Annotated in this window: 24 protein-coding genes and 1 riboswitch; of the genes, 16 read left to right on the top strand and 8 right to left on the bottom strand. The window is 71.8% G+C overall.

Features of this window, described 5'->3' with window-relative positions:
- Positions 1 to 21 precede the first annotated feature (21 nt).
- Positions 22 to 819, bottom strand: coding sequence for a BTAD domain-containing putative transcriptional regulator (locus ABZU25_RS18685; RefSeq protein ID WP_355030597.1), 798 nt, complete (start codon positions 817 to 819; stop codon positions 22 to 24).
- Positions 820 to 1,263: 444 nt separating this feature from the next.
- Here ABZU25_RS18685 and ABZU25_RS18680 point away from each other — a divergent pair, with 444 nt between their 5' ends.
- The 10 genes from ABZU25_RS18680 to ABZU25_RS18635 all read left to right on the top strand — a co-directional run bounded on the left by ABZU25_RS18680 (position 1,264) and on the right by ABZU25_RS18635 (position 10,309).
- Entirely contained in the window at positions 1,264 to 1,602 is a 339-nt protein-coding gene (locus ABZU25_RS18680) for a TcmI family type II polyketide cyclase (protein ID WP_355030596.1), read from the top strand.
- Positions 1,599 to 3,326, top strand: a complete 1,728-nt coding sequence (locus tag ABZU25_RS18675; protein ID WP_355030595.1) for an acetyl-CoA carboxylase carboxyltransferase subunit alpha — start codon at positions 1,599 to 1,601, stop codon at positions 3,324 to 3,326. Before ABZU25_RS18680 ends, ABZU25_RS18675 begins: the two co-directional genes overlap by 4 nt.
- 17 nt (positions 3,327 to 3,343) lie before the next feature.
- On the top strand, positions 3,344 to 3,841 hold the full coding sequence (locus ABZU25_RS18670; protein ID WP_355030610.1) for a biotin/lipoyl-containing protein: 498 nt from the start codon (positions 3,344 to 3,346) through the stop codon (positions 3,839 to 3,841).
- A 19-nt stretch (positions 3,842 to 3,860) separates the two neighbouring features.
- The gene (locus tag ABZU25_RS18665; protein ID WP_355030594.1) at positions 3,861 to 5,303 is read left to right on the top strand and encodes an acetyl-CoA carboxylase biotin carboxylase subunit; all 1,443 of its coding nucleotides are present in this window, start codon (positions 3,861 to 3,863) and stop codon (positions 5,301 to 5,303) included.
- Positions 5,300 to 6,055, top strand: a complete 756-nt coding sequence (locus ABZU25_RS18660) for an SRPBCC family protein (protein WP_355030593.1) — start codon at positions 5,300 to 5,302, stop codon at positions 6,053 to 6,055. The genes ABZU25_RS18665 and ABZU25_RS18660 overlap by 4 nt, the downstream gene beginning before the upstream one ends.
- The gene (locus tag ABZU25_RS18655; RefSeq protein ID WP_272611493.1) at positions 6,048 to 6,452 is read left to right on the top strand and encodes a cupin domain-containing protein; all 405 of its coding nucleotides are present in this window, start codon (positions 6,048 to 6,050) and stop codon (positions 6,450 to 6,452) included. The genes ABZU25_RS18660 and ABZU25_RS18655 overlap by 8 nt, the downstream gene beginning before the upstream one ends.
- A gap of 43 nt (positions 6,453 to 6,495) precedes the next feature.
- Positions 6,496 to 7,770 (top strand): beta-ketoacyl-[acyl-carrier-protein] synthase family protein, encoded by a 1,275-nt coding sequence (locus tag ABZU25_RS18650; protein WP_355030592.1) that lies wholly within the window; start codon positions 6,496 to 6,498, stop codon positions 7,768 to 7,770.
- Entirely contained in the window at positions 7,767 to 9,017 is a 1,251-nt protein-coding gene (locus ABZU25_RS18645; protein WP_355030591.1) for a beta-ketoacyl synthase N-terminal-like domain-containing protein, read from the top strand. Before ABZU25_RS18650 ends, ABZU25_RS18645 begins: the two co-directional genes overlap by 4 nt.
- Positions 9,014 to 9,331, top strand: coding sequence for an antibiotic biosynthesis monooxygenase family protein (locus ABZU25_RS18640; protein WP_355030590.1), 318 nt, complete (start codon positions 9,014 to 9,016; stop codon positions 9,329 to 9,331). The genes ABZU25_RS18645 and ABZU25_RS18640 overlap by 4 nt, the downstream gene beginning before the upstream one ends.
- Positions 9,332 to 9,481: 150 nt before the next feature.
- Complete coding sequence (locus tag ABZU25_RS18635; protein ID WP_355030589.1) at positions 9,482 to 10,309, top strand: M55 family metallopeptidase; 828 nt, start codon at positions 9,482 to 9,484, stop codon at positions 10,307 to 10,309.
- A gap of 42 nt (positions 10,310 to 10,351) precedes the next feature.
- On the opposite strand, the gene ABZU25_RS18630 is transcribed toward ABZU25_RS18635, so the two are convergent.
- Together ABZU25_RS18630 and ABZU25_RS18625 are read right to left on the bottom strand one after the other, a co-directional pair.
- On the bottom strand, positions 10,352 to 11,374 hold the full coding sequence (locus ABZU25_RS18630; RefSeq protein WP_355030588.1) for a hypothetical protein: 1,023 nt from the start codon (positions 11,372 to 11,374) through the stop codon (positions 10,352 to 10,354).
- A gap of 59 nt (positions 11,375 to 11,433) precedes the next feature.
- On the bottom strand, positions 11,434 to 12,675 hold the full coding sequence (locus ABZU25_RS18625) for a Tat pathway signal protein (protein WP_355030587.1): 1,242 nt from the start codon (positions 12,673 to 12,675) through the stop codon (positions 11,434 to 11,436).
- Positions 12,676 to 13,011: 336 nt separating this feature from the next.
- Here ABZU25_RS18625 and ABZU25_RS18620 point away from each other — a divergent pair, with 336 nt between their 5' ends.
- The 3 genes from ABZU25_RS18620 (at position 13,012) to ABZU25_RS18610 (ending at position 14,658) form a co-directional block, all read left to right on the top strand.
- Positions 13,012 to 13,164, top strand: coding sequence for a hypothetical protein (locus ABZU25_RS18620; RefSeq protein WP_355030586.1), 153 nt, complete (start codon positions 13,012 to 13,014; stop codon positions 13,162 to 13,164).
- Positions 13,161 to 14,303, top strand: coding sequence for a helix-turn-helix transcriptional regulator (locus ABZU25_RS18615; RefSeq protein ID WP_355030585.1), 1,143 nt, complete (start codon positions 13,161 to 13,163; stop codon positions 14,301 to 14,303). Before ABZU25_RS18620 ends, ABZU25_RS18615 begins: the two co-directional genes overlap by 4 nt.
- A 94-nt stretch (positions 14,304 to 14,397) precedes the next feature.
- On the top strand, positions 14,398 to 14,658 hold the full coding sequence (locus ABZU25_RS18610; RefSeq protein ID WP_355030584.1) for a hypothetical protein: 261 nt from the start codon (positions 14,398 to 14,400) through the stop codon (positions 14,656 to 14,658).
- Positions 14,659 to 14,771: 113 nt separating this feature from the next.
- Here the strand turns inward: ABZU25_RS18610 and ABZU25_RS18605 are convergent, their stop codons facing one another.
- The gene (locus ABZU25_RS18605) at positions 14,772 to 16,208 is read right to left on the bottom strand and encodes a glycine hydroxymethyltransferase (protein ID WP_355030583.1); all 1,437 of its coding nucleotides are present in this window, start codon (positions 16,206 to 16,208) and stop codon (positions 14,772 to 14,774) included.
- A 19-nt stretch (positions 16,209 to 16,227) separates the two neighbouring features.
- Positions 16,228 to 16,317, bottom strand: a riboswitch (ZMP/ZTP riboswitch).
- Positions 16,318 to 16,446: 129 nt separating this feature from the next.
- On the opposite strand from ABZU25_RS18605, the gene ABZU25_RS18600 reads away from it, so the two are divergent.
- Positions 16,447 to 17,253 carry an SDR family NAD(P)-dependent oxidoreductase gene (locus ABZU25_RS18600; RefSeq protein WP_355030582.1) on the top strand — a complete coding sequence of 269 codons (807 nt, stop codon included), beginning with the start codon at positions 16,447 to 16,449 and terminating at the stop codon, positions 17,251 to 17,253.
- A gap of 61 nt (positions 17,254 to 17,314) precedes the next feature.
- Here the strand turns inward: ABZU25_RS18600 and ABZU25_RS18595 are convergent, their stop codons facing one another.
- The 4 genes from ABZU25_RS18595 to ABZU25_RS18580 all read right to left on the bottom strand — a co-directional run bounded on the left by ABZU25_RS18595 (position 17,315) and on the right by ABZU25_RS18580 (position 21,083).
- On the bottom strand, positions 17,315 to 17,815 hold the full coding sequence (locus ABZU25_RS18595) for a hemerythrin domain-containing protein (protein ID WP_355030581.1): 501 nt from the start codon (positions 17,813 to 17,815) through the stop codon (positions 17,315 to 17,317).
- Between the two features lie 80 nt (positions 17,816 to 17,895).
- The gene (locus ABZU25_RS18590) at positions 17,896 to 18,765 is read right to left on the bottom strand and encodes an NAD(P)H-hydrate dehydratase (protein ID WP_355030580.1); all 870 of its coding nucleotides are present in this window, start codon (positions 18,763 to 18,765) and stop codon (positions 17,896 to 17,898) included.
- On the bottom strand, positions 18,749 to 19,480 hold the full coding sequence (locus ABZU25_RS18585) for a histidine phosphatase family protein (RefSeq protein ID WP_355030579.1): 732 nt from the start codon (positions 19,478 to 19,480) through the stop codon (positions 18,749 to 18,751). The genes ABZU25_RS18590 and ABZU25_RS18585 overlap by 17 nt, the downstream gene beginning before the upstream one ends.
- A gap of 43 nt (positions 19,481 to 19,523) precedes the next feature.
- Entirely contained in the window at positions 19,524 to 21,083 is a 1,560-nt protein-coding gene (locus tag ABZU25_RS18580) for a glycosyltransferase family 39 protein (RefSeq protein WP_355030578.1), read from the bottom strand.
- Positions 21,084 to 21,277: 194 nt separating this feature from the next.
- Between ABZU25_RS18580 and ABZU25_RS18575 the strand changes: the two genes are divergently transcribed.
- A complete protein-coding gene (locus ABZU25_RS18575) occupies positions 21,278 to 22,168 on the top strand; it encodes a glycosyltransferase (protein WP_355030577.1) in 891 nt (296 codons plus the stop codon).
- 23 nt (positions 22,169 to 22,191) lie between these two features.
- Positions 22,192 to 23,166 carry an NAD(P)-dependent oxidoreductase gene (locus ABZU25_RS18570; protein ID WP_355030576.1) on the top strand — a complete coding sequence of 325 codons (975 nt, stop codon included), beginning with the start codon at positions 22,192 to 22,194 and terminating at the stop codon, positions 23,164 to 23,166.
- Positions 23,167 to 23,175 lie beyond the last annotated feature (9 nt).

Below are 23,175 nucleotides of genomic sequence, written 5' to 3'. Positions count from 1 at the left end.
GCAGCGTCTGTCACATCACCGTCACGTCCGCCGGCCCGCTGGTGACGGCCGGTCGCTGAAGGCTTCGCGGGTGGCCTGGCGGATGGGGGCGAGCGTGTCGTCGAGCAGGGCGCTCATCGCGGGGCTCGGTTCCAGACCCAACTCCCTGCGCAGCAGGTCCCGGTAGACGTAGAAGGCGTGCACGGCCTCGAAGGCGTTGCCTTCGGCCAGGTGGATGCGGACCACCAGCCGGTGGGGCGTCTCCCGTAACGGCTCGGCGGCCATCGCCTCCAGCGCGGCTTCGAGGGCCTCGCCGTGCCGCCCCGCGGTGAGGTGCTGCCCGGCCACCTGTTCCAGCATGTGCAGGCGGAGTTGGCGCAGTCTCTCCCGGTCCAGCAGCACCCAGTCGTCGTACCAGCCGGGCAGGAGGTCGTGCCGGCCGGCGGCGAGCGCTCCCGCGGCGATGCGCGGGTCGTCGCCGTCACGGACCCGGGCCGCGGTGCCGACCAGGTCGTCCACGTCGAGCCGGACCGTCGGGCCGAGCCGTACGGTGTCGCTGGCCACGGTCATCGGACAGCACGGGTCCTGTCGGAGTCGCCACAGCGCGGTGCGGAGTGAGGACAGCGCCCGTTCCTCCGACGCGTCCGGCCAGAGCAGGCCCGCGAGTTGGCTGCGGGTGGCGCCGGGACGCAGCCCGATCAGGGCGATCACCCGTTGCAGCCCGCGCGGCACCACGACCGGCACCGCCTCGCGCAGCAGTCGGAAACCGCCGAGCAGGTGGAGTGAGACGCCCTCCCCGGGCGGCTCGCCGGCGGTCGGGACGGACGGGTCAGCGGTCACGGCGGCACCCCCTGCGGAACGCTCGTCCCGACTGTCTGCTGTGTCCCGGATCGGTTGCCCGTGACACCACTGTCGGCCCCACCGGTGCGGAGGCGGCCCACGGCTGCCGGGCGCGGCCCCGCCCGCCGGGGCGGCCGGGCTGACCACTGTGAAGATTATCAATAGCGGTCACGGTGAGTCAACGCCGCGTGAACGTTCTATTGGCCGACAGTCAATCTGAGATCGGTTCTGAACTGCACAAACGTTCGTCGGCCCGGCCGCTTCGGGTGCAGCGTACGCATAGCTGGTACACAGGATGCGTCAACGCAGCGTCACCGTCATACGTCGCTGGCCGGTGCGGCACGGTGACGCCGCCGTGACGAGGACTGCCGCATCGTGTCCGCAGTCGTCCAGCGCGTCCGGGGCCACCCGTCGCCGGCCGGACGCCGTGGGGGGAGGCCCAGTATGGACCGATCACTGATCGTCGCGAAGGTGGATCCGACCGCCGAGGAGCGGGTCGCCGAGATCTTCGCCGAGTCGGACGCGACGGAGCTGCCGCGCCTGGTCGGCGTCCGGCACCGTTCGCTGTACCGGCTCCACGATCTCTACGTGCACCTGCTGGAGACGGAGCATCCGGCAGCGGACGCGGTGGAGGGCGCCCGGGGGCACCCCGAGTTCATCCGGGTCAGCGACCGTCTGCGCCCGTACGTGTCGCCGTACCTGCCCACCTGGCGCTCACCGCGGGACGCGATGGCGCAGTGCTTCTACCGGTTCGACGCCCCGGACCCCGGGCGGCGGTCGTGACCGCCACCGCGCCCCGGGAGGAGCAGCTCTGGTCCCGCTGCGTCGGCTGCGCCAGCCTGCTCTACCGCAAACGTTTGCGCCGTAACCTGGATGTCTGCCCGGAGTGTGGGGAGCACGCCCGACTCGGCGCCCCGGAACGTCTGCGTCAGCTTGTCGACCCGGGGTCGCTGCGCCTGTTGCCCGACCAGCTTCCCGAGACGGACCCGATCGACTTCGTCGACGTGCTGCCGTACCCGCACCGGCTCAGCGCCGCGCGCGCCAGCACCGGCCTGGCCGAGGCGGTCGTCTGCGCCACCGCCACCATCGGTGGGCACCCGGCCGTGTTGGCGGTGATGGACTTCCGCTTCCTGGGCGGCAGCCTGGGCTGCGCGGTGGGGGAGCTGATCACCCGGGCCGCCGAACAGGCCCTGGACGACCGCGTCCCACTCATCCTGGTCACCGCTTCCGGCGGGGCGCGGATGCAGGAGGGCGTGCTGTCGTTGATGCAGATGGCCACCGTCAGCCAGGCCATCGCCGCGCTGCGCGAGGCGGGCCTGCTCACCGTGAGTGTCCTCACCGACCCGACCTACGGCGGGGTGGCCGCGTCGTTCGCCACCAACACCGACCTGGTGCTCGCGGAGAGCGGCGCGCGGATGGGCTTCGCCGGTCCCCGGGTGATCCGCCAGGTCACCGGCCGGGCGCTGCCGGAGGGCTTCCAGAGCGCCGACGTCCTGCTCCGGCACGGACAGGTCGACATGGTGGTGCAGCGCCGGTCACTGCGCGGACGGCTGGGGGCGCTGCTCGCCGCCACCCGTGCCACCCGCCCAGCCCGTCCGCCCGTACCCCGGCAGGAGCCGGCGCCGCGCCGCGAGCGCCTCGCCGACACGACCCCGCCGGCCCCGGCGGACGGGAGTGACACCCCGGCGGTACGCGACGCGTGGGACACGGTCCGGCTGGCGCGACACCCCGGTCGACCGACCACACTGGACTACCTCGACTCGGTCTTCGACGGGTTCCTGGAGCTGCACGGCGATCGGCTCGGCGGGGACTGCCCGGCCGTCGTGGGCGGGATCGCGCGCCTGGCCGACCGGCACGTGATGGTCATCGGCCACCAGAAGGGGCACACCACCGCCGAGTTGGTCGCCCGCAACTTCGGCATGGCCAGCCCGGCCGGGCATCGCAAGGCGCTGCGCTTGATGCGCCTCGCCGCCCGGCTCGGCCTGCCCGTGGTCACGCTCGTGGACACCCCCGGCGCCGACCCCGGGGTGAGCGCCGAGGAGCAGGGCCAGGCGGCGGCCATCGCGGAGAACATCCTCACCCTCACCGTGCTGCCCACCCCCGTGCTGGCAGTGATCACCGGGGAGGGCGGCAGCGGCGGAGCGCTGGCCCTCGCCGTCGCCGACCGGGTGTTGATGCTGGAGAACGCCGTCTACTCGGTGATCAGCCCCGAGGGTTGTGCGGCCATCCTCTGGCCGGACCGGTCGGCGGCGCCGCAGGCCGCCCGCGCGCTCCGACTGACAGCGCCCGACCTGCGCCGGCTCGGGGTGGTCGACGAGGTCGTACCGGAGCCGGCCACCGCCGCGCACGACGACCCGGCGGAGACCGCCCACCGGTTGCGCGCCGCCCTGCTGGCCAATCTGCTGCCGCTGCTGGACGTGCCGCCCGCCATGCTGGTCCGCCTGCGTCGACAGCGCTTCCGCAGGTTCGGGATGGCGCGCGCCGGTGCTCGGGCGGGTGCCCGGTGACCGCCGCAGACGCGACGGTGTCGACCGTCGAGACGCCCCACGACGCCGAGGTGGATGGCGAGGAGGCGCTGGCCAGCCTGCGCCGGCAGGCCCAACACCTGATCGCCGAACTGGCCGGGCCGGTGCGCCGGATCCGGCTGCGCAGCGGTCCGGCGGTGCTGGAGGTCGAGTGGCACCCGGAGGAGCCGACCCGAGCGGACGTACCCCCCGGGTTGGCCGAGGCGGCGCGGCCGGGAGTGCCGGCCGCCGGCCCGCCAGCGGCGCCGGTGCCCGGACGGGCCGCGGTGCGGGCACCCATCGTCGGCACCTTCTACCGGGCGGCGGAGCCCGGCGCGAAGCCCTTCGTCGCGGTGGGCGACCTGGTCCGTCCGGGCCAACCCGTCGCCATCGTCGAGGCGATGAAGCTGATGAACGAGGTGACAGCCGATCGCGCCGGTCGGGTGGTCGCGATCCTCGTCGAGGACGGCCACCCGGTGGAGTACGACCAGCCGCTTGTCGAGCTGGACCCGGCATGACGGCGCAGGGTGGTTGACCATGTTCGAGACCGTGCTGATCGCCAATCGGGGCGAGATCGCCCTGCGGGTGCTGCGCGCCTGCAAGGAGCTGGGCGTACGGACGGCGGTGGTCTACTCCGCGGCGGACGCCGACTCGGCGGTGGTCCGTCTCGCCGACCAGGCTGTCCGCATCGGGCCCGCGTCGAGTCGGCGCAGCTACCTCAACGCGGCGGCGATCGTGGAGGCGGCCCGGCAGGTGGGCGCGCAGGCAGTGCACCCCGGTTACGGCTTCCTCTCCGAGGACGCCGACTTCGCCGAGATCTGCGTGGACAACGGGCTGACCTTCATCGGCCCACCACCGTCGGTGATGGCCGCGCTTGCCGACAAGTCCTCGGCACGGGCACTGCTGAGCCGTGCCGGCCTGCCACTGTCGCCGGGCAGTGTCGCACCGGTGCCGACCGCCGCCGCGGCGGCGGAGGTCGCCGCGGACGTCGGCTACCCGGTGATCGTGAAGGCCGCCGCCGGGGGCGGCGGTCGGGGCATGACCGTCGTGCGGACGCCGGGCGAGCTGCGCCGGGCGTACGCGCGTACCCGGGCTGCCGCCCAGGCCGCCTTCGGCGACGACCGGGTGTACGTCGAGCGCTACCTCACCGAGGCACGGCACGTGGAGGTGCAGGTGCTCTGCGACTCCCACGGCAACGGGGTGCACCTGGGCACCAGGGACTGCTCGGTGCAACGCCGGCACCAGAAGTTGGTCGAGGAGGCGCCCGCCCCGGCGCTGTCCGCAGCCGTTCTCGACACCATCGCCGAGGCCGCCCTGCGGGGCGCCCTGGCTGTCGGTTTCGTCGGCGCCGGCACCCTGGAGTTCCTTGTCGACGCCGAGGAGAAGTTCCACTTCCTGGAAATCAACTGCCGCATCCAGGTCGAGCATCCGGTCACCGAGATGGTCACCGGAATCGACCTGGTGCACGAGCAACTGCACATCGCCGCCGGGGTGCCGCTGCGCTGGCGGCAGGAGGAGATCCGCCTGCACGGTGTCGCTGTGGAGTGCCGGGTCAACACCGAGGACCCCGCCCGAGACTTCGCGCCGACCCCCGGCCGGTTGGAACGGTTCACCCCACCCGGCGGCCCGTTCACCCGGGTGGACACCCACGCCAGCGCCGGCTACCTGGTCGGCCCCTGGTACGACTCGCTCCTGGCCAAGGTGATCGTCTGGGCGCCGGACCGGGAGCTGGCCCTCAACCGGCTGGAGCGGGCCCTGGACGAGTTCGACATCGCCGGGCCGGGCGTACACACCACCATCCCGTTCGTCCGGCGCGTGCTCGACGACGCCGGATTCCGCAAGGGCCGCTACACGACCGGCCTGGTCGACCGTCTGCTCGCCGCGCCCGACGCGGCGTCCGCGCAGCGGCCGGCGGCCACCCCCGCACCGCGCCCCGCGTCCACCGCGGAGCCCGACGTAACCCTCAGGAGGACCCGATGACAGTCACTCATGGTCGCCCGATGACCGCCGAGATCACCGACATCCTGGTGGCGCACTGTGGGCTGGACGCCGACGCGGCGGCCCGGGCCCCCGCCGCGTCGCTGGAAGAGCTGGGAATGGACTCACTCGCCCTGCTGGAACTCTCCGCTGTCGTCGCCGACCGGTGGCAGGTGAGCATCCCCGAGCAGGCCGGGGAGCTGAGCATCCCGGCGGTGGCCGACCTGGTCGCCCGCCGCGTCGACCCACCCGGGCACACCGAGAACAGCATGGTCATCGACGCGCCGCTGGCGCTGGTCTGGGAGGTCACCAACGACGTGGCGAACTGGACCGAACTGTTCACCGAGTACGCCGTGGTGGACATCCTGCACCGCGAGGGGCACACCGTGCGGTTCCGGCTCACCATGTACCCCGACGAGAACGGGGTGTCCTGGAGCTGGGTCAGCGAGCGCACCTCCGACCCGGTGAGCAGGCAGGTCCGGGCGTACCGGGTGGAGACCGGGCCGTTCGAGTACATGCGGATCCACTGGCGCTACACCGAGGAGACCGGCGGCACCCGGATGACCTGGACGCAGGACTTCGCGATGAAGCCGACCGCGCCGCTGGACAACGCCGCGATGACCGAGCGGATCAACACCAACAGCGTCATCCAACTCGCGGTGATCAAGGATCGGGTGGAGCGGATCGCCCGGCAGCGCGCCGACCAGGACGCCCCGGCGGCCAGCGCCGACCCGACGGAGGCCGACGATGAGTGACCTGAGCACCCGGCCGATCGCCGCCGGAGACGTACCCGCCGACCGGCGACGCGGCGGTGAGCTGCGGGTGTTGCTCGGCCCCCGCACCGTCGGCAGCACCTCGGGCTTCCTCGGGGTCGCCGCCCTCGCGCCGGGGGAGCGGATCGCCGAGCACTACCACCCGTACAGCGAGGAGTTCCTCTACGTGGTGCGCGGCGCGATCACCGTCGACCTGGACGACCAGCCGACGCTGCTGGCCGCCGGTGAGGCGCTGTTCGTACCGGTGAACGTGCGGCACCGCCTCCGCAACACCGGCGTCGAACCGGCCGAGGTGGTCTTCCACCTGGGTCCGCTCGCCCCCCGCCCGGAGCTGGGGCACGTCGACACCGAGTTGGCCGAACAGCGCGGTGGGTCGTGAGCGCGAGGAGCGCGCCCACGCGGTCGCGAACCGGGGTGCCGTCGTGAGCGGACGCCGCACGGTGGTGACCGGGATCGGGGTGGTCGCCCCCGGTGGCGCCAGCCGGGACCGGTTCTGGAAGACCATCACCGAGGGGCGGACCGCCACCCGGCGGATCAGCTTCTTCGACCCGTCGGCGTTCCGTTCCCAGATCGCCGCGGAGTGCGACTTCGACCCGACCGCCGCGGGGCTCACCGAGGCCGAACGACGCCGGGCCGACCGGTACGTGCAGTTCGCGCTGGCCTGCTCCGTGGAGGCCGTCGCCGACGCCGGACTGGTGCTCACCGACGCCGAGCGGGACCGGGCCGGGGTGGTGCTCGGCACCGCCGTGGGCGGCACGATGGCGTTGGAGCAGGAGTACGTCACCGTCAGCGAGCACGGCCAGCGCTGGCTGGTCGACGCGACGCGCGGCGGCCCGTACCTCTACCAGGCGCTGGTGCCCAGCAGCCTCGCCGCCGACGTGGCCTGCCGGCACGGGCTGCACGGCCCGGCGCAGGTGGTGTCCACCGGCTGCACCTCCGGCATCGACGCCATCGGCTACGCCCACCAGCTGATCGTGGACGGTGAGGCGGACGTGATGCTGGCCGGCGCTGCGGACTCGCCGATCTCACCGGTCACCGTCGCCTCGTTCGACGCGATCAAGGCGACCAGCCCGGACAACGACGACCCGGCGCACGCCTCCCGCCCGTTCGACGCCGACCGGCACGGGTTCGTGCTTGCCGAGGGTGGGGCGGTGCTGGTGTTGGAGGAGCTCGGGCACGCCCGCCGGCGCGGCGCGCACATCTACTGCGAGGTGGCCGGCTACGCCAGCCGCAGCAACGGCTACCACATGACCGGCCTGCGCCCGGACGGCCTGGAGATGAGCCTCGCCGTCAGCGACGCGCTGAAACAGGGACGGATCCTCCCCGAACAGGTCTCCTACATCAGCGCCCACGGCTCGGGCACCCGGCAGAACGACAGGCACGAGACGGCCGCGTTCAAACGGGCGTTGGGTCAGGCCGCGTACCGGGTGCCGATCAGCTCGATCAAATCGATGGTCGGGCACTCGCTCGGCGCGATCGGGTCGATCGAGATGGCGGCGTGCGCGTTGGCCATCGAGTTCGGCGTGGTGCCACCGACGGCCAACTGGAGCACCAGGGACCCGGAGTGCGACCTGGACTACGTACCGAACGAGGCTCGGGAGGTCCCGGTGGACGTGGCGCTGTCGGTGGGCAGTGGGTTCGGCGGCTTCCAGTCGGCGATGGTGTTCCGCCGGCCGTTCGGCCCGGTGGCGGCGTGAGCGCCGCGCGGGCGGTGGTGACCGGCATCGGTGTGGTCGCACCGAGTGGCATCGGCGCGGACGCGCACTGGCGAACGGTGCTGGCCGGCACCCGCCGGACCGGACCGATCACCCTGTTCGACCCGGCCGGCTATCCGACCCGCCTCGGCGGCGAGGTGCCCGGCTTCACCGCCGACTCCTACGCCGACAGTCGGCAGGTGGTGCAGACCGACAGGTGGACTCACCTCGGCTTCGCGGCGACCCGGTTGGCGCTTGCCGACGCCGGCCTGCCCGAGAAGGCCCCCGACCCGTACGGCTACGCGGTGACCCTGGCCAGCTCGTCCGGGGGCAACCTGTTCGGCCAGCGGGAGCTGCAACGGCTGTGGGGCGGGTCGTCGCGCACGGTCGGGGCGTACCAGTCGATCGCCTGGTTCTACGCGGCCAGCGTCGGGCAACTGTCCATCCACCACCAGTTCAAGGGCCCGAGCGGGGTGCTGGTCGCCGAGGCGGCCGGCGGGCTGGACAGCCTCGCGCACGCCGCCCGCGCGGTACGCCGGGGCACTCCGGTGGTGATCGCCGGGGCCACCGAGTGCCCGCTCAGCCCGTACGCGCTGGCGTGCCAGTTGCGCTCCGGGCTGCTCAGCGACGTCGCCGACCCGCAGCGGGCGTACCGGCCGTTCGACGCCTCGGCCAGCGGCTACCTGCCGGCCGAGGGGGGCGCGGTGTTCGTGGTGGAGGAGTTGGGGCATGCCCTCGCCCGGGGCGCCCGGGTCTACGGCGAGGTGAGCGGGTGGGGCTCCACCCACGACGCCGCGCACACCACTGCGGACAGCGCCGGCGACCCGACGCAGTACGCGCGGGCGATGCGGCTGGCCCTGGACCGGGCCGGCGTCGCGGCGGCCGGGATCGACGTGGTGCTACCCGACGCCCTCGGTGTGCGCCGCTACGACCGCAGCGAGGCCGAGGCGCTGCGCGCCGTGTTCGCCGACCGACCGGTCCCGGTGACGACGCAGAAGCCACTGACCGGGCGGGCGCACCAGGGCGGGTCGGCGTTGGACGTGGCCACCGCGCTGCTCGCCTTCGCGCACGACACGCTGCCCGCGTCGGCCGGCCCGCAGGAGGTCGCCGAGGGGTGCGAACTGGACTTCCTGCGCGAGCACCGCCAGCCGCGCAGCCGGCTCGCGCTGGTCTGCGCGCGGGGCTTCGACGGGTTCAACAGTGCGCTGGTCCTGCGCGGGGCGGTGCCGATGAGGGGAGAGACGCCATGAGCGGACAACGGGCGCGGGTGGTGTTCCTGGTGCGGGTGCCGGTGCCGCGCACCGAGGAGTTCCTCGCCGCCTACGAGCAGGTGCGGCACCTGGTCGCCGACGGGGTGCCGGGACACCTCGTCGACCAGGTGTGCCGCTCGTCGACCGACCCGGAGCAGTGGTTGATCACCAGCGAGTGGGTGACCCTTGCCGACTTCGAGGCCTGGGAACGCAGCCCCGAGCACCGGGATCTGGTGCGCCCGATGCGGGAGTGCTTCACCGACGCCCGCTCGCTGCGTTTCCACATCCACGCCCAGACCCCCGCCCTGGTCTGACGCTCCTCCGACCGAAGGCGTCGGCGTGATCACGTGATGAAAGACAGTTGTCAGGACCGTCCCTGACCTACTCTTCATCACGTGATCACGGGCGTCGGTCCGAGTCGTCGCGTGCAGCGAGGAGGCCGAGATCGCGTAGGGTCCTCAGTCATGAAGGCGCTGATCTCCGTGGACTTGGAAGGCATCTCGGGGATCGTGCATCCCGCCGAGACGAATCCGGACCGGTACGACTATGAGCGCGGCCGGGCGTTGATGACGGCCGAGGCCAACGCGGTGATCGCCGGGGTTCTCGATGCCGAACCCGACGCGGTGGTGTGGGTCGCCGACGCACACGGAACGTTTCGGAACATGCTGCCGGAGGACCTCGACCGGCGTGCTCACCTCGTGCGCGGCAAACCCCGCCCGCTGGGCATGCTCGCCGGGCTGGACGAGCACACGGATGCGGTGCTGCTGGTCGGCTATCACGCTCGGGCTGGTGCCGGGCCCGCCGTGCTGGCGCACACGATAAGTGACGCCATCCTGGACGTACGGGTGGCCGGACGATCGTTGGGCGAGATCGGCCTCAACGCCGCCATGGCGGGGCACCTGGACGTGCCCGTCGTGCTGCTGAGCGGAGACGACACCGCCTGCTCGGAATTGAGCGAGCTGGCGCCGTCGGCAGTCACTGTCGCCGTCAAGCAGGCCCTGGGCCAGGCCGCCGCGGTGGCCCTGCATCCGCAGGAGGCGCGGGAGCGGCTGCGCAAGGCCGCCGCCGATGCCGTCGCCCGGCGTGCCTCGATCGCCCCGGTGAGGGTGGCCGGACCGTTGGACGTGGAGGTCGACCTGTACGGCCCCTACATGGTCGACCTCGCAACCCTGGTGCCAGGTGTGGCCCGCGTCGGCGGCGGCCGGACGGTCGCCTTCCACGCCGCCGACTTCGCCGAGGCATACCGGCTGGTTCAGCTGCTCGTCGAACTCGCCAGCATCAAGCCGAGCTAGCGCGCGCGAACCACTCAACGCCCCGAGCACGTTCCGCACCGCTCAGGAGGCGACGAGGTCCCGGGTGTCCTGACAGAACCGGCGCACGGTGGGGGTGCGGCGGTACGGGGTCAGCGCGTCCAACAGGTTGCGGACGTGCTTGACGCACCTGGCGGAGGTGACCTGCCCGGTCAGGGTCTGTACGGCCTGGTCGCCGAGGGCGAGCGCCTTATCCAACTCTGGGTGCTCCTGTTGCACGTACGTGGTCGCGAGCAACGCGTTACGTAGTGCGCCCTCGCGGGTGTACTCGTTGCTCTGTAGCCGCAGTGCTGCCCGCAGATGGTCCCGAGCGCGTGGCCAGTCTTCGAGCTTGACGAAGCAGTAGCCGGCCTGGGCATGGGCCTGCGCCTCGTTGATCCAATAAGACCAGTCGGGGTCGCCGTGCTCGGGCTGGCTGTCGGTGAACCTGTTGAAGGCGTTGTCGAGTGCACGGCGGGTGTCGGTCACCGACCGGTTGTTGGCGTACGCCTCGGCAGCTCGCAGGTCGAGGATCGTCCCCACCTTGGGGCTCGTAGCCGGGTAGCTGGCCCGCGCGGTCTCCGCGAGGGTCACGGCCTGGCGGAGCTGACCGAGATCTTTGGCCTGGCAGGACATGAAGCCGAGGATGTTCGCGCCGAGGCCGCGATCACCGGCCGCGTTGGCCTGGTACAGGCCGGCGATCCAGAACCGCTGTGCCTGGGTGTGGTGGCCGTCGTCGAAGGAGAGCCATCCGGCGAGGCGTAACAACTCACCGGCGGTGCCGTGCAGGCGCCGGCCGACCGCGTCCGTGTAGCTACGGTCTCGCAGCACCTCGACCACCGTGCTCAGGTGTTGGCGGACCAGGCCCAAGGTTTGGCCGCTGCCGAGGTGGTCGTCCATTCGTCGCAGGCTGGCGGTCACCGTGTCCAGGTGATCGACGACATCGCCGGACAGGGAGCGGCCGGTGGTCGATGCGAGGTCGTCTGGCGGCTGGGCGATCATCCACTCGTGCGCTGGTGACGTCAGAGCGGAACCGAGCAGAGTGAGGAACATCCGTCGGTGCATCATTCCCTCAGGTTCGTTTACACCGGGGCCGGCAGCCCTTCCAAGAGCCGTGAGCGCTCAACTCACTTGGATCTCGGAGAGTTCTGGTAGTGCAGGAAGGCTGCTGCCCGTTGGTCCAGTTGCTGTGCGAACGTGGGTAGGCGGGGACCCAAGCTGCTGAGGCGGCTTCGCATGTTCCGGACCGCAACGGTGGCGCGGCCGGACTGGACGCCGGTCATGGAGTCCATGGCGTGGTTCCAGTTCTCGGTCGCCTCGCGGAGGCGCCCTCGGGCGCACTGGACATCGGCGAGGTTGGCCAGCGTGAGCGTGTGGATTCGCCGGTACGCCTCGGTGTTCCGGGTGGCGATCGAACGGCGAAGTTCGGTTTCGGCTGTAGGGAGGTCGCCCAGGTCACGGAGGGCCTGTCCAACCTGACTGGCGAGGGATGTCTCGGTGAACCCGCTGGTCCGAATCCAGCTTGGCTCGTCGTCTGGGGAGGCGTTCGCGAGGTGGACTTCTGCCGCGGCGCCCGCCGCCGTGGTGCGGGCCGTGTCACCCGTTGCCGCGTACCCCCGCGCGGTGAGGATGGTGAAGAGCGCGGTCGCCGCCGGGGTTGCCCTGCCCTTCGACCATTCGAGGGACGAACTGGCGAGTTGCAGGGCTTCCGGTCCGTGGCCGAGGTCGACAGCCTGGTGCGCCATCGCGCGGAGCGTGAAGCCGGCGAGGGCGCGGTCGTCAGCCTCGTTCGCTAGCCGCAGCGACTGAAGGTAGTAGCGCTGGGCCAGCCCGTGCAGCGATGAGTCGAACGCCTTCCAGCCGGAAAGGTAGGCCAGCTCGGCCGCGAGGCTGAACATGGCTCGGCGATCGTGATCCGACGCGAAGCGGCCTTGGAGGTAGCCGGCGACATCGGAGGTGAGGTACTGGACCACGGCGAGCCGCGCGTGACCTCCGCCGAACCGCTCATCGGCCTTGCTGAACACCGCGAGCATGTCCCGCACGGCATCGATCTCGTGGCGGCCTACTGCTGCGCCCCCGCCCCGAGCCTGCCGGCCCCGGTCGACGATGTTCTGCCAGGAGTCAAGGGGGACCGCGAGCGCGGCCAGCGAGTATAAGGCGGTCAGCCCGAACGCTCGTCGCTCCAAGTCGGCTCTCCCGAGCGTCAGGAGATCAGTGGCCGGGTCGTGCTCCCACCAATCCAAGCCGTCTGGGTCAGGCTTCAGGCTACCGCCGACGACAAGCCCGAGATCGCGCGCATCGACGACGCGACCGAGCCTGCGGGAGATCGCCTCGGCCAGGTAGCGGGCGGTCCTCGCGCCGGGCTTCACACCAGCGATCCAGTGTCCGAGGTGGGATCGGTCGCAGGAGGGGAGCGGGTTGCCGTGCTCGTGGGCAACAGCCCGTACCGCCGCCGCGCAGGCGCTGTACGACCACTGACACTCCTCAACAAGGGCCAGCAGTTTCTCGTTGCGTTGCCTTGGTGCCCGCGCCATTCGCCGGCCCTTCACGTTGGATTCGCGTTCCACGCGTTCAACACCCCCGCTGAGCGATGCGACTAGCCGACGCCACGGGGTGCCCGTTTACTGCGAGTAGACCCTATGACACAGCAGGTGAGCAGGCAACGGCCGCTCAGGCGCGCTCGACAGGCGCGTCAGGAGGTGAAGGTGCTCGTGGTTTCCGAAGTGGTGGCGGCGATGGTGTTCGGTGGGCTGGTGCCGGGGTTCCTGCTCGGGTTGCTGGCGTTTCGGGTGAAGTCGAGGTGGTGTCCCCACTGTGGTCAGCCCACCCAGGCGCTGTCGCAGGAGCGGGACCGGTGACCCGGCCGGTGCTGGAGCGCGACGAGCCGGTGGGGCGGCGGGTGGCTCGTTGGCGCTTGCGCCGCCGGATGACCCAGCAGATGCTCGCCGACCGGCTCGGCAAGTCGAAGAGTTGGGTCGACAAGGTCGAACGCGGCGTGCGCAGCCTGGACCGCTACTCCGTTGTCCAGGAGATCGCCCGGGTGCTACGCGTTGACCCGGCCGTCCTGCTCGACCCCCGCAAGCCGCCACCGACGCTGGCGACCGGCCTGGACGGCATCGACGCGGTTCGCGCGACCCTGGCTCGCTATCACCAACGACCCACCCGCACGGTGCCCGTCGAGGAGGTTGAGAGGAGCGTCGAGCACGCCTGGCTCGCCTACCAGCACGCCCACTACGCCCAACTCCTCCGGGCGCTGCCCGCTCTGCTCGATGCCGCCCACGCCATACCCGGCCTGCTGGTGTCCGCGTACCGGATCACCGCCTCGGTGCTCGTCAAGCTCGGCGAGGCCGACCTTGCCTGGCTCGCCGCCGACCGGGCCGTCACCGCCGGTACCGGTGACCCCGTCCGCACCGGTGCCGCCACGATCGCTGTCGCGCAGGCGTTGCGCGCTCTGGGCCGCGACCGGCTCGCCCTTACCGCGGCCGTCGCCGCCGTGGGCACGGCCGCCGACGATGGGGTACGCGGAACGCTGCTCCTCCAGGCCGCGCTGGCCGCTGCCGGTTGCGGCGACGGTCACCGCGCCGATGACCTGATCGACCACGCCGCCGCACTGGCCGGCCGGCCTACGGGCACCGAGGACGCCCACCACACCGCGTTCGGCCCGATCGGCGTGCTGCTGGCCCGCTTCCTCACCGCCCTGAACTGTGGCGACGCCGGCGAAGCCGTGTACCGCCACGAGCAGGCCATCCGCCGCGACGACTGGCCACTGCTACCCGCCGAACATCGCGCGGCCCACCTCATCGACGCCGCACGCGCCTACCTCCAGGCTGGCGACCTCACCGCTGCCGGGTACACCCTGGCCGACGCCGACACCATCGCACCCGCCGAAGTTCGCTACCGGCCTGCCGCTCGTACCCTCATCGCCGAGATCGCCCACAGCGGACCCGCGGCCGCCAGCGTGGCCCGACTCGCCACCCTCATCGGGCTCACCCGCTGACCGCGACGCGGCCGTCGGGCCGGCTGACACACCGCGTTCATCGGATGGCAATGCGCGACGGTCGGCGTACCGTCGTCCTGGGTGGACGGTCATAATGGGCCGCATGGTTGCCTGGGAGTACGCCCTGCTCGTCCGCCGCTATCAGGGACAGGGCCGCAATTTCCACGTCTCGTTCGTCTGGTACGCCCCGGACGGGTCCCGCAAGGACATCACCGCCTACGGTGACACCGCCATCGCGCACCTCAACCTCGCCGGCCGGGAGGGGTGGGAGCTGGTCTCCGCCGCCGAGGACGTGAACAACGTCCAGGGCAGCACCGAGGTGCACCGCTACCACCTGAAGCGTCCCCTGGCCTGAGGCGCGGCCTGGCTCGCCGTTGCTCCGAGGAGCGACATACCGCTGAGTCGTGACAGTGACTCAGCGGTATGTCGCCCAGTGGGGCGGGTGCCGCGTCCCGCCCGGACGAGCCGTCAGGCCAGGTCGATGGCCGGGTAGAGGGGGTGGGGGGCCAGCAGGTCGGTCGCCTGACGGGCGATCTTGTCGGCCAGGTCGGCGTCGAGAACGTACTTCGCCTTGGACGGGGTGCCGTCGGCGTTGGCGCCGGCCGTGGTCTGGGTCAGCACGGTGTGGATCAGTTCCGCGGTCTGGTCCATCTCGGCGGTGCCGAGGCCCCGGGTGGTCAGCGCCGGGGTGCCGACCCGGATGCCGGACGTGTACCAGGCGCCGTTCGGGTCCTGCGGGACCGAGTTGCGGTTGGTGACGATGCCCGAGTCGAGCAGCGCCTGTTCGGCCTGCCGGCCGGTGAGCCCGTAGCCGGACACGTCGATCAGCACCAGGTGGTTGTCGGTGCCACCGGTGACCAGCTTCGCGCCCCGGCGCAGCAGCCCCTCGGCGAGCGCGTGCGCGTTGTCCACGATGCGCTGGGCGTAGTCGGCGAAGTCGGGGCGGCGGGCCTCCGCGAGGGCGACGGCCTTGGCGGCCATCACGTGCGGCAGCGGACCACCGAGCACCATCGGGCAGCCCCGGTCCACCTGGTCGGCCAGCTCCGGCTGGCAGAGCACCATGCCGCCGCGCGGGCCGCGCAGCGACTTGTGGGTGGTGGTGGTGACGATGTGCGCGTGCGGCACCGGGTCGAAGTCGCCGGTGAACACCTTGCCGGCGACCAGGCCGGCGAAGTGCGCCATGTCGACCATGAAGGTGGCGCCGACCGAGTCGGCGATCTCCCGCAGGATCCGGAAGTTCACCTTCCGGGGGTACGCCGAGTAGCCGCCGACCAGGATCAGCGGCTTGAACTCGCGGGCCGCCTCGGCGACCCGGTCGTAGTCGATCAGACCGGTCGCCGGGTCGGTGCCGTAGCTGCGCTGGTCGAACATCTTGCCGGAGATGTTCGGCCGGAAGCCGTGGGTGAGGTGGCCGCCGGCGTCCAGCGACATGCCGAGCATCCGCTGGTTGCCCAACTCGCGGCGCAGCGCGAACCAGTCGGCCTCGGTGAGGTCGTTGACCTGGCGGACCTGCGCCTTCTTCAGCGCGGGTGACTCCACCCGGTCGGCCAGCACCGCCCAGAAGGCGACCAGGTTGGCGTCGATGCCCGAGTGCGGCTGCACGTACGCGTGCGGAGCGCCGAACAGCTCCCGGGCGTGCTCGGCGGCGAGCGCCTCGACGGTGTCGACGTTCTGGCAGCCGGCGTAGAACCGGCGGCCGACGGTGCCCTCGGCGTACTTGTCGCTGAACCAGTTGCCCATGGCCAGCAGGGTCGCCGGGGAGGCGTAGTTCTCGCTGGCGATGAGCTTGAGCGACTCCCGCTGGTCGGTCAGCTCGGCGCCGATGGCGTCGGCAACCCGCGGTTCGACGGCCCGGATCACCTCAAGGGCACTACGGAATGCGGTGGACTCGGCGTTGTGCGACATGCGACCTCCAACAGACGTGCGGGAAGGCCCAGGCGCTCGGCAAACGTCCTCGTGACGGGGCCGCTCCCCGATGGTTGTCCATCCCCACGCGCCAGTAACGGCCCGCGCCGATCCTACCGGGCCGGCCTGGGCCGTCCCGGGCGACCTCCGTACGCCACGCCCCGGAAGGGTTGGGCGGCCGATGTGGGGGCACCCCCTGACGAGCGGGTACGCCACCCGCAGGAGAGGAGTACCCATCATGACCACACCGACCGCCGACCGGCCGCTCGCCGTGGTGACCGGAGCGTCCAGCGGAATCGGGTACGAGCTGGCCGTGCAGTTCGCCGAGCACGGTTTCGACCTGGTCGTGGTCGCCGAGGACGACGGCATCTCGGCGGCGGCCGAGAAGCTGCGCCGCGACGGCGGCCCGCAGGTCCAGCCCGTCCGCGTCGACCTGGCCCGTGAGCAGGGCGTGGAGGAGTTGGCGTCGACGATCGCCGCCACCGGGCGTCCGGTGGACGCGCTGGCGCTCAACGCCGGCCGGGGCGCTGGCGGCGCCTTCGTCGGCGGGACCGACCTGCGCGACGAGTTGGAGATCGTCGACCTGAACGTGCGCTCGACGGTGCACCTGGCCAAGCGGTTGCTGCCCGGCATGGTCGAGCGGGGCGCGGGTCGGGTGCTGTTCACCTCGTCGATCGCCTCGACCATGCCGGGGCCGTTCCAGGCCGTGTACAACGCCTCGAAGTCGTTCGTGCAGTCCTTCGCCGAGGCGCTGCGCAACGAGCTGAAGGACACCGGCGTCACGGTGACCGCGCTGATGCCCGGCCCGACCGACACGGCGTTCTTCGATCGGGCCGAGATGGAGGACACCCGGGTCGGCTCGGGCCCCAAGGACGACCCGGCGAAGGTCGCCGCGCAGGGCTTCGAGGCGCTGATGAAGGGCGATCAGACGGTCACCGCGGGTTCGCTGCTGAACAAGGTGCAGACCGCGGCCGGCAAGATCATCCCGGACAAGCTCAAGTCCGAGCAGCACCGGCACATGGCCGAGCCGGGTTCGGGTAGCTGACCGCGGGGTGCACACGGAAGGGCCCGGCATGATGCCGGGCCCCTGCGTGTGAGCGGTGGCCTCAGGCCGTCACCGCGTCGATCGCCTTCTTGATCGCCTTCGGCGCGGTGGGGGTACGCGGGGCGTCCGCCCGCAGCGCGATCATCCTCTCGCCGATCTCCTGCAACTGCTTGCGACCCAGGGCGTCGCGGACCTTCGGGAACCACTCCTCCTCTTCCTCCTCGACGTGGTGGGTGACGTTCTCGATCAGCACCGTCGTCTTGGCGTTGAAGCGTTCGTCGGTGGCGTCCATGCTGGCCAACTCGGCGCAGAGCACGTCCGCCACGTGGTGCTCCTCGTACGACTCGAGGATGTCGTCCTCCAGGTCGGGCAGCAGGCGGCGGACCTCCGGGTACATGACCTCGTTCTCGAGGTACGTGTGCACGGTGAGGGCCTCCAGGATCTGGTTCACCAGCTTCTGCCGCTGGCTCGCCGGCCCCTCCTCGGCATCCTGGAAGGCCTTGAAGAGACGGCGCATCTCCTTGTGGTCCTCTTTGAGCAGGACGATGGCATCGGTCGACACGGGTATGACCTCCCTGGATCTCGTGTGGTGTGAATCCGGTACCCAGCGGGTCAAATGCGGAAACAGCAGATATCGGCCGATCAGACCATCGACAGTGTTCCGGGGATCTCGTCGAGCAACTCCCGGGCGAGGAAGCCGATCCGGCCGTACCGGGGGATCAGGCGCTGACCGCTCACCGCGTGCGCGAACGAGCCCCAGCAGGCGGCCTGCGCCGGGTCGGCGCCCCGGGACAGCAACCCCGCCAGCAACCCGGCGAGCACGTCCCCGCTGCCGGAGGTGCCCAGCCCGGCGTCGCCGCTCTCCTCCCGCCAGCCCCGCCCGTCCGGGGCGGCCACGTGCCCGTACAACGAGACGACCGCCTCGTAGCGGTCGGCCAGCTCGGCCGCCTCGGCGTCCAGGTCGTCGCCCGGATCCCGCCCGAGCAGGTGCCCGGCCTCTGTGACGTTGGGCGTGAGCACCACGGGTCGGCCCGAGCCGACAAGCAGGTCCGGTGCGTGGCTGAGGGCACCGAGGGCGTACGCGTCGAGCACCAGTGACGTCTGCGGCCGGGCCGCGTCCAGGACCAGGCTCAGCAACTGGTTGGTCTCGTCGATCGCCTTCAGCCCGGGCCCGAGGGCCACCACGTCGGCCTGCGCGACCAACTCGCCGAGCTGGCCGTTCCGGTCGGCGGCGACAGCGCCGTCGGCGGTCTCCGGCAAGCCGACCACCAGCGCCTCGGGCACCTCGATGCTCAGCGTGGCGGCGGTGGACTCGGCGGCGGCGAGCTGGAGCACCCCGGCCCCGGCGCGCAGCGCGGCCACCCCGGCGAGCAGCACCGCACCGGGGGTGAAGCGGGAGCCCCCGACGACCAGGACGGTGCCGCGGCTCTCCTTCCCACCGGCCGGCACCGGCAGCGCCCAGTCCCGCAGCAGCCCCGGCGTGATCACCTTCACCTCAGACCGGTTCGGCATTGATCTCGTCCTCCCTGGTCGGCTGGGCGCCCTGCCGCCGCAGGTGGCCGACCTCGTTGAATCCGCCAAGTGTCATTCGGCCGCGCGCGTCGGCGGACCAGTCGGTGATCGAGCAGTTGGCGATCACGTGCTCGCGGGTCAGCGCCATCAGGTCCGGCTCGGTCAGTCCCTCCACCAGGTAGCGCAGCAGAAAGACCAGCGCGTCGTGGCCGAAGAGCAGAACCCGCTGACCCTCGTGGTCGCGGCGCAGGTCGCCGAGGAGCGTCCGCAGCCGCAACGCCACGTCGGTCCAGGACTCCCCGCCGGGCGGACGGTAGTAGAACTTGCCGAGCCGGGCCCGCCGCTCGGCCTCGTCGGGGTACCGCCGGCGCACCCCGTGCCCGGTCAAGCCGTCGAGGATGCCCAGCTCCCGGTCGCGCAGCCGCTCGTCCCGGCTCATCGGCACCCCGGTGTCGTGCAGCGCCAACTCGGCGGTGGAGACCGCGCGCAGGTACGGCGAGACCACCGCCACGTCCGGCCGGCGGTCCGGGGGAAGCCCGGTCAACCACCGACCGGTCGCGCGGGCCTGCTCCGCACCGGTGGAGGAGAGTGGCACGTCGGCGTCGCGGTGACTGAGCCCGATCAGCTCCTCCCCGGATGCCTCGGCGTGCGTCGCCGCCACGTTCGCGGTGCTCTCACCGTGCCGGATGATCCAGAGCGTCGCCAGTTCCGCCATGCCGACCCCCTACCCGGGCGCCGGAGGCGGTAACCGCACCCGGTCAGCCGCGCCGTTGCAGCAGGGCGACGGTCAGCCCGGTCACGTGGGTCAGCTGGGCCAGTTGGTAACGCTCGCCGAGCAGGGCGGCCGGCTCCTTCGACAGCCCGGTCAGCGGTGCGTCGGTGACCGTCGGCACCACCAACCAGAGCCGCGGCTCGTCGCGCAGACAGCTCGCCGGGTCGCCGCAGTCCGCGCCGAACAGCTCGTCGCGCTGGGCCGCCGTCCGCTTCTGGAACACGTTGCGCAGGGAGATGTCCGCCGGCAGGTAGTACCGCACTCCGGGCTCGGTCATCCACCACCAGACGCCGCCCACGACGAGGCCGTCACCGGGCTCGTAGCCGGCATCGATGACCCCGGCCGCCTGGGAGTAGGACAGTGGCTCGAAGGCACGTGCCCGCGGGTAGGTGTACCAGCCGTGCGAGTACTCCCCGCGCAGCGTGAGTTGACCGGGCACCGACAGCGCGGCGACGACCACGAGCCCCGCCGCCACCAGCGGGGTACGGCGCAGCGCGGCGATCCCCGCGCCGGCCAGCACCGCCCAGGCCGGCAGCAGGAACAGCAGGTACTTGGAGAAGAAGTAGTTGATCTCGCCGGTCGAGGCCAGCAGGATCACCGGCACGGGCAGCACGGCGACCAGCGTCGCGCTCAGCGTCCGGCCCACGGCGTCGCGGCGCAGGTGGGTCAGCAGACCCGCCGTGGCCAGCGCGGTCACCGCGACGGCGAGCAGCGTCGAGCCGTACGCCTGCTCCCAGACCGTCCAGGGCGAGCTGTCCGGGATCCAGCTGATCTGCCGGCCCGCCTGCTTCATGCCCCGCAGGATCACCGGCGCGGCGATCGCCACCCCACCGACGGCGGCGAGCGGGAACCAGGCCAGCGACCACCAGCGGCGCTGCCGCAGGCAGTCGATCAGAACGGCTGTGCCGTGCCCGACCAGGAGGGTCAGCGCCACCACGTTGACCAGGCCGATGCCGGCCACCGCGAGCGCGTACGCCACCCAGCGCCGCCACCCGGGCCGCTCCAGCGCGCGGAGCAGGAACAGGGTGGCCGCCGCCGCGGCGAGGACGACGAAGGCGTACGAACGGGTCTCCTGCCCGAACCGGGTGACAGTGGGCACCAGGGCGAAGACGAACCCGGCGGCGACACCCGCCCGGTGGTCGAAGAGCCGCCGCCCCGCCAGCGCCACGCAGGCGGTGGCCAGGGTCATGGCCAGCGCCGACGGCAGACGTACCGCGATGGGGCCGGTGCCGAACAGCATCGTCCAGGCGTGCATGAACAGGTAGTAGGCCCCGTGCACGGCGTCGACGTTCGCCAGCATGCTCCGGATCTGTCCGGTGGAGCGCGTCGCCACGTCGATGGTGACCAGCTCGTCGTGCCACATCTCCGGGCTGCCCAGCCGCCACCCGACGGCGAGGGCGGCGAACGCAGTGGGCCAGAACCAGACGCTGAGCGCCAGCCGGCGGGCGAGGGGGACCGCCTGGCGGTCCGGCCCGGCGGGCAGGGGCGGATTCTCCCCGTCGGTCTGCGCGGGTTGCGCGTCCGTGGCGACGGCGCGGTTCGACATCGGCGTCCGATCGGGGGCGGGGTTACGGGGCGCGACGATGATAGCGCCCGCGCGGGCCGGCGTCGGACCGTGATCGGTGCGGTCGGGGTGGGCGCGCCGCCCGGTTCGGCGCTGGCCGATCGCGGGGGTGGGCCTGATAATGTGGCCGCGCCCGTCGAGCATTTTCACCACGCACAGTGAGGCCTACCGACCCAATGATTGTCGACATTATGCTGCCGTACTACGGAAGCGTGCCCCTCATGCAGGCGGCGGTGCGCAGCGTGATGGCGCAGAGTGACCCTGGTTGGCGTCTCACCGTGGTCGACGACGGCACCGAGCCGGGCGTGCCCGAGTGGTTCGCGGGCATCGACGATGAGCGGATCTCCTACCAGCGCAACGAGCACAATCTCGGGATCACCGCCAACTACCGCAAGTGCGTCGGTCTCGCCGAGCACGAGTACCTGGTGATGATGGGCACGGACGACATCATGCACCCCAACTACGTCGCCACCGTGCGATCGGTGATCGAGCAGTACCCGGGCGTCGGCATGGTCCAGCCGGGGGTCGAGATCATCGACGCCAACGGCACGGTGGTCAACACCATCGTCGACGAGGCGAAGCGGCGGATCTACGCCCCCCGGATCGGCTCCCGCGAGCTGATGGGCGGTGAGGACCTGGCGGCCAGCCTGCTGCGGGGCTGCTGGTTCTACTTCCCGTCGATCTGCTGGCGGACGGACGCGCTCAAGGCCGTCGACTTCCGCGAGGAGTTCCAGGTCATCCAGGACCTGGCCCTGGTGATCGACCTGATCCAGCGTGGTGAGCAGATGGCCGTCGACAACACCCTCTGCTTCCAGTACCGGCGGCACGCGGTCAGCAAGTCCGCCGCCGACGCGGTCAACGGCTCCCGGTTCACCGAGGCGCGGGCGTTCTTCCTCGACGTCGCCCGGCGGATGGACGAGCAGGGCTGGCCCCGGGCGGCCCGCGCGGCCCGCAGCTACACCTCGTCCCGCCTGCACGCCATCACCCTGCTGCCGACGGCGGTCCGCTCGGGCAAGATGTCGGGCGTACGCAGCCTGTCCCGGCACGCGTTCGGGCCGGGCCGATGACCGACGACAGCCAGGGGGACGCCATGACCGTCAGACCACGACGTGCGGCGGAGGACGCCGCACCGCCCGTACGGGTGGTGGTGCTCGGCGGCACCGGTTTCCTCGGCCGCCCGATCTGCCGCGCGCTGGCCGACCAGGGTCACGCCGTGGTCGCCGTGGCGCGTACCCCGAAGACGATCGGCCCGGGTGTCGTGGTCCGTGCGCTGGACCTGGCCGCCGCCGACGTCGACGAGATCACCGCGGTGCTGCGTGACCTCGACCCGGACGTGGTGATCAATGCGGCGGGCGGGATGTGGGGCCTCACCGAGGCGCAGATGCTCGCCGTCAACGTCACACTGGTCGAGCGGCTCCTGGAGGCCGCGGGCCGACTGCCGGGGCGGGTCCGGGTGGTCCAGATGGGCAGCGTGCACGAGTACGGGCTGGTCCCGGTGGACACCTCGATGCCCGAGCAGCTGACCCCCGCGCCGGTGATGCCGTACGGCGAGTTCAAGCTGCGCTGCACCGAGGCGGTCACCGCGGCGGACCGGCAGGGTCTGATCGAGGGCGTCACGCTGCGGGTCGGCAACGTCATCGGTGCCGGTCAGCCCGGGCACAGCCTGCTCGGGGTGGTCGCGGGTCGACTGCGCGACGCCCAGCAAGCCGGCGAGCGGGCGCGGCTGGAGCTGGCTCCGCTCGGCTCCCGGCGTGACTTCATCGGTCTCAGTGACGTGGTCGCCGCCGTGCAACTGGCCGCAACCCGCCCCGACGCGCCTGGCCGCGTGATCAACATTGGTCGGGGGGTGGCGGCCAGCGCGCGTGATATGGTCCGGCTCCTCATCGACGTCAGTGAGGTGCCGACCGACCTGGTCGAGGCCGAGCAGACCGGCCCCGCCGAGACCAGTTGGCAGCGGCTGGACGTCGGGTTGGCCGCCGAGGTGCTCGGCTGGTCGCCGAGTGATGACCTGCACACCGAGATGAAGCAGCTGTGGGAGCACGCCGGCGCCGAGGTGCCCGCCTGATGCCGAGAG

The sequence above is a fragment of the Micromonospora sp. NPDC005215 genome, from assembly GCF_040607915.1.
GTDB lineage: Bacteria > Actinomycetota > Actinomycetes > Mycobacteriales > Micromonosporaceae > Micromonospora.
The sequence above is the reverse complement of the archived record's forward strand: the minus strand, read 5'-3'. Positions and strand labels throughout refer to the sequence as shown.

Coding starts and splice junctions, on each gene's coding strand:
- ABZU25_RS18680 (WP_355030596.1), top strand. CDS start 1,264: ATGGACCGATCACTGATCGTCGCGAAGGTGGATCCGACCGCCGAGGAG.
- ABZU25_RS18665 (WP_355030594.1), top strand. CDS start 3,861: ATGTTCGAGACCGTGCTGATCGCCAATCGGGGCGAGATCGCCCTGCGG.
- ABZU25_RS18660 (WP_355030593.1), top strand. CDS start 5,300: ATGACAGTCACTCATGGTCGCCCGATGACCGCCGAGATCACCGACATC.
- ABZU25_RS18655 (WP_272611493.1), top strand. CDS start 6,048: ATGAGTGACCTGAGCACCCGGCCGATCGCCGCCGGAGACGTACCCGCC.
- ABZU25_RS18640 (WP_355030590.1), top strand. CDS start 9,014: ATGAGCGGACAACGGGCGCGGGTGGTGTTCCTGGTGCGGGTGCCGGTG.
- ABZU25_RS18635 (WP_355030589.1), top strand. CDS start 9,482: ATGAAGGCGCTGATCTCCGTGGACTTGGAAGGCATCTCGGGGATCGTG.
- ABZU25_RS18630 (WP_355030588.1), bottom strand. CDS start 11,374: ATGATGCACCGACGGATGTTCCTCACTCTGCTCGGTTCCGCTCTGACG.
- ABZU25_RS18610 (WP_355030584.1), top strand. CDS start 14,398: ATGGGCCGCATGGTTGCCTGGGAGTACGCCCTGCTCGTCCGCCGCTAT.
- ABZU25_RS18605 (WP_355030583.1), bottom strand. CDS start 16,208: ATGTCGCACAACGCCGAGTCCACCGCATTCCGTAGTGCCCTTGAGGTG.
- ABZU25_RS18600 (WP_355030582.1), top strand. CDS start 16,447: ATGACCACACCGACCGCCGACCGGCCGCTCGCCGTGGTGACCGGAGCG.
- ABZU25_RS18590 (WP_355030580.1), bottom strand. CDS start 18,765: ATGCCGAACCGGTCTGAGGTGAAGGTGATCACGCCGGGGCTGCTGCGG.
- ABZU25_RS18585 (WP_355030579.1), bottom strand. CDS start 19,480: ATGGCGGAACTGGCGACGCTCTGGATCATCCGGCACGGTGAGAGCACC.
- ABZU25_RS18580 (WP_355030578.1), bottom strand. CDS start 21,083: ATGTCGAACCGCGCCGTCGCCACGGACGCGCAACCCGCGCAGACCGAC.
- ABZU25_RS18575 (WP_355030577.1), top strand. CDS start 21,278: ATGATTGTCGACATTATGCTGCCGTACTACGGAAGCGTGCCCCTCATG.
- ABZU25_RS18570 (WP_355030576.1), top strand. CDS start 22,192: ATGACCGTCAGACCACGACGTGCGGCGGAGGACGCCGCACCGCCCGTA.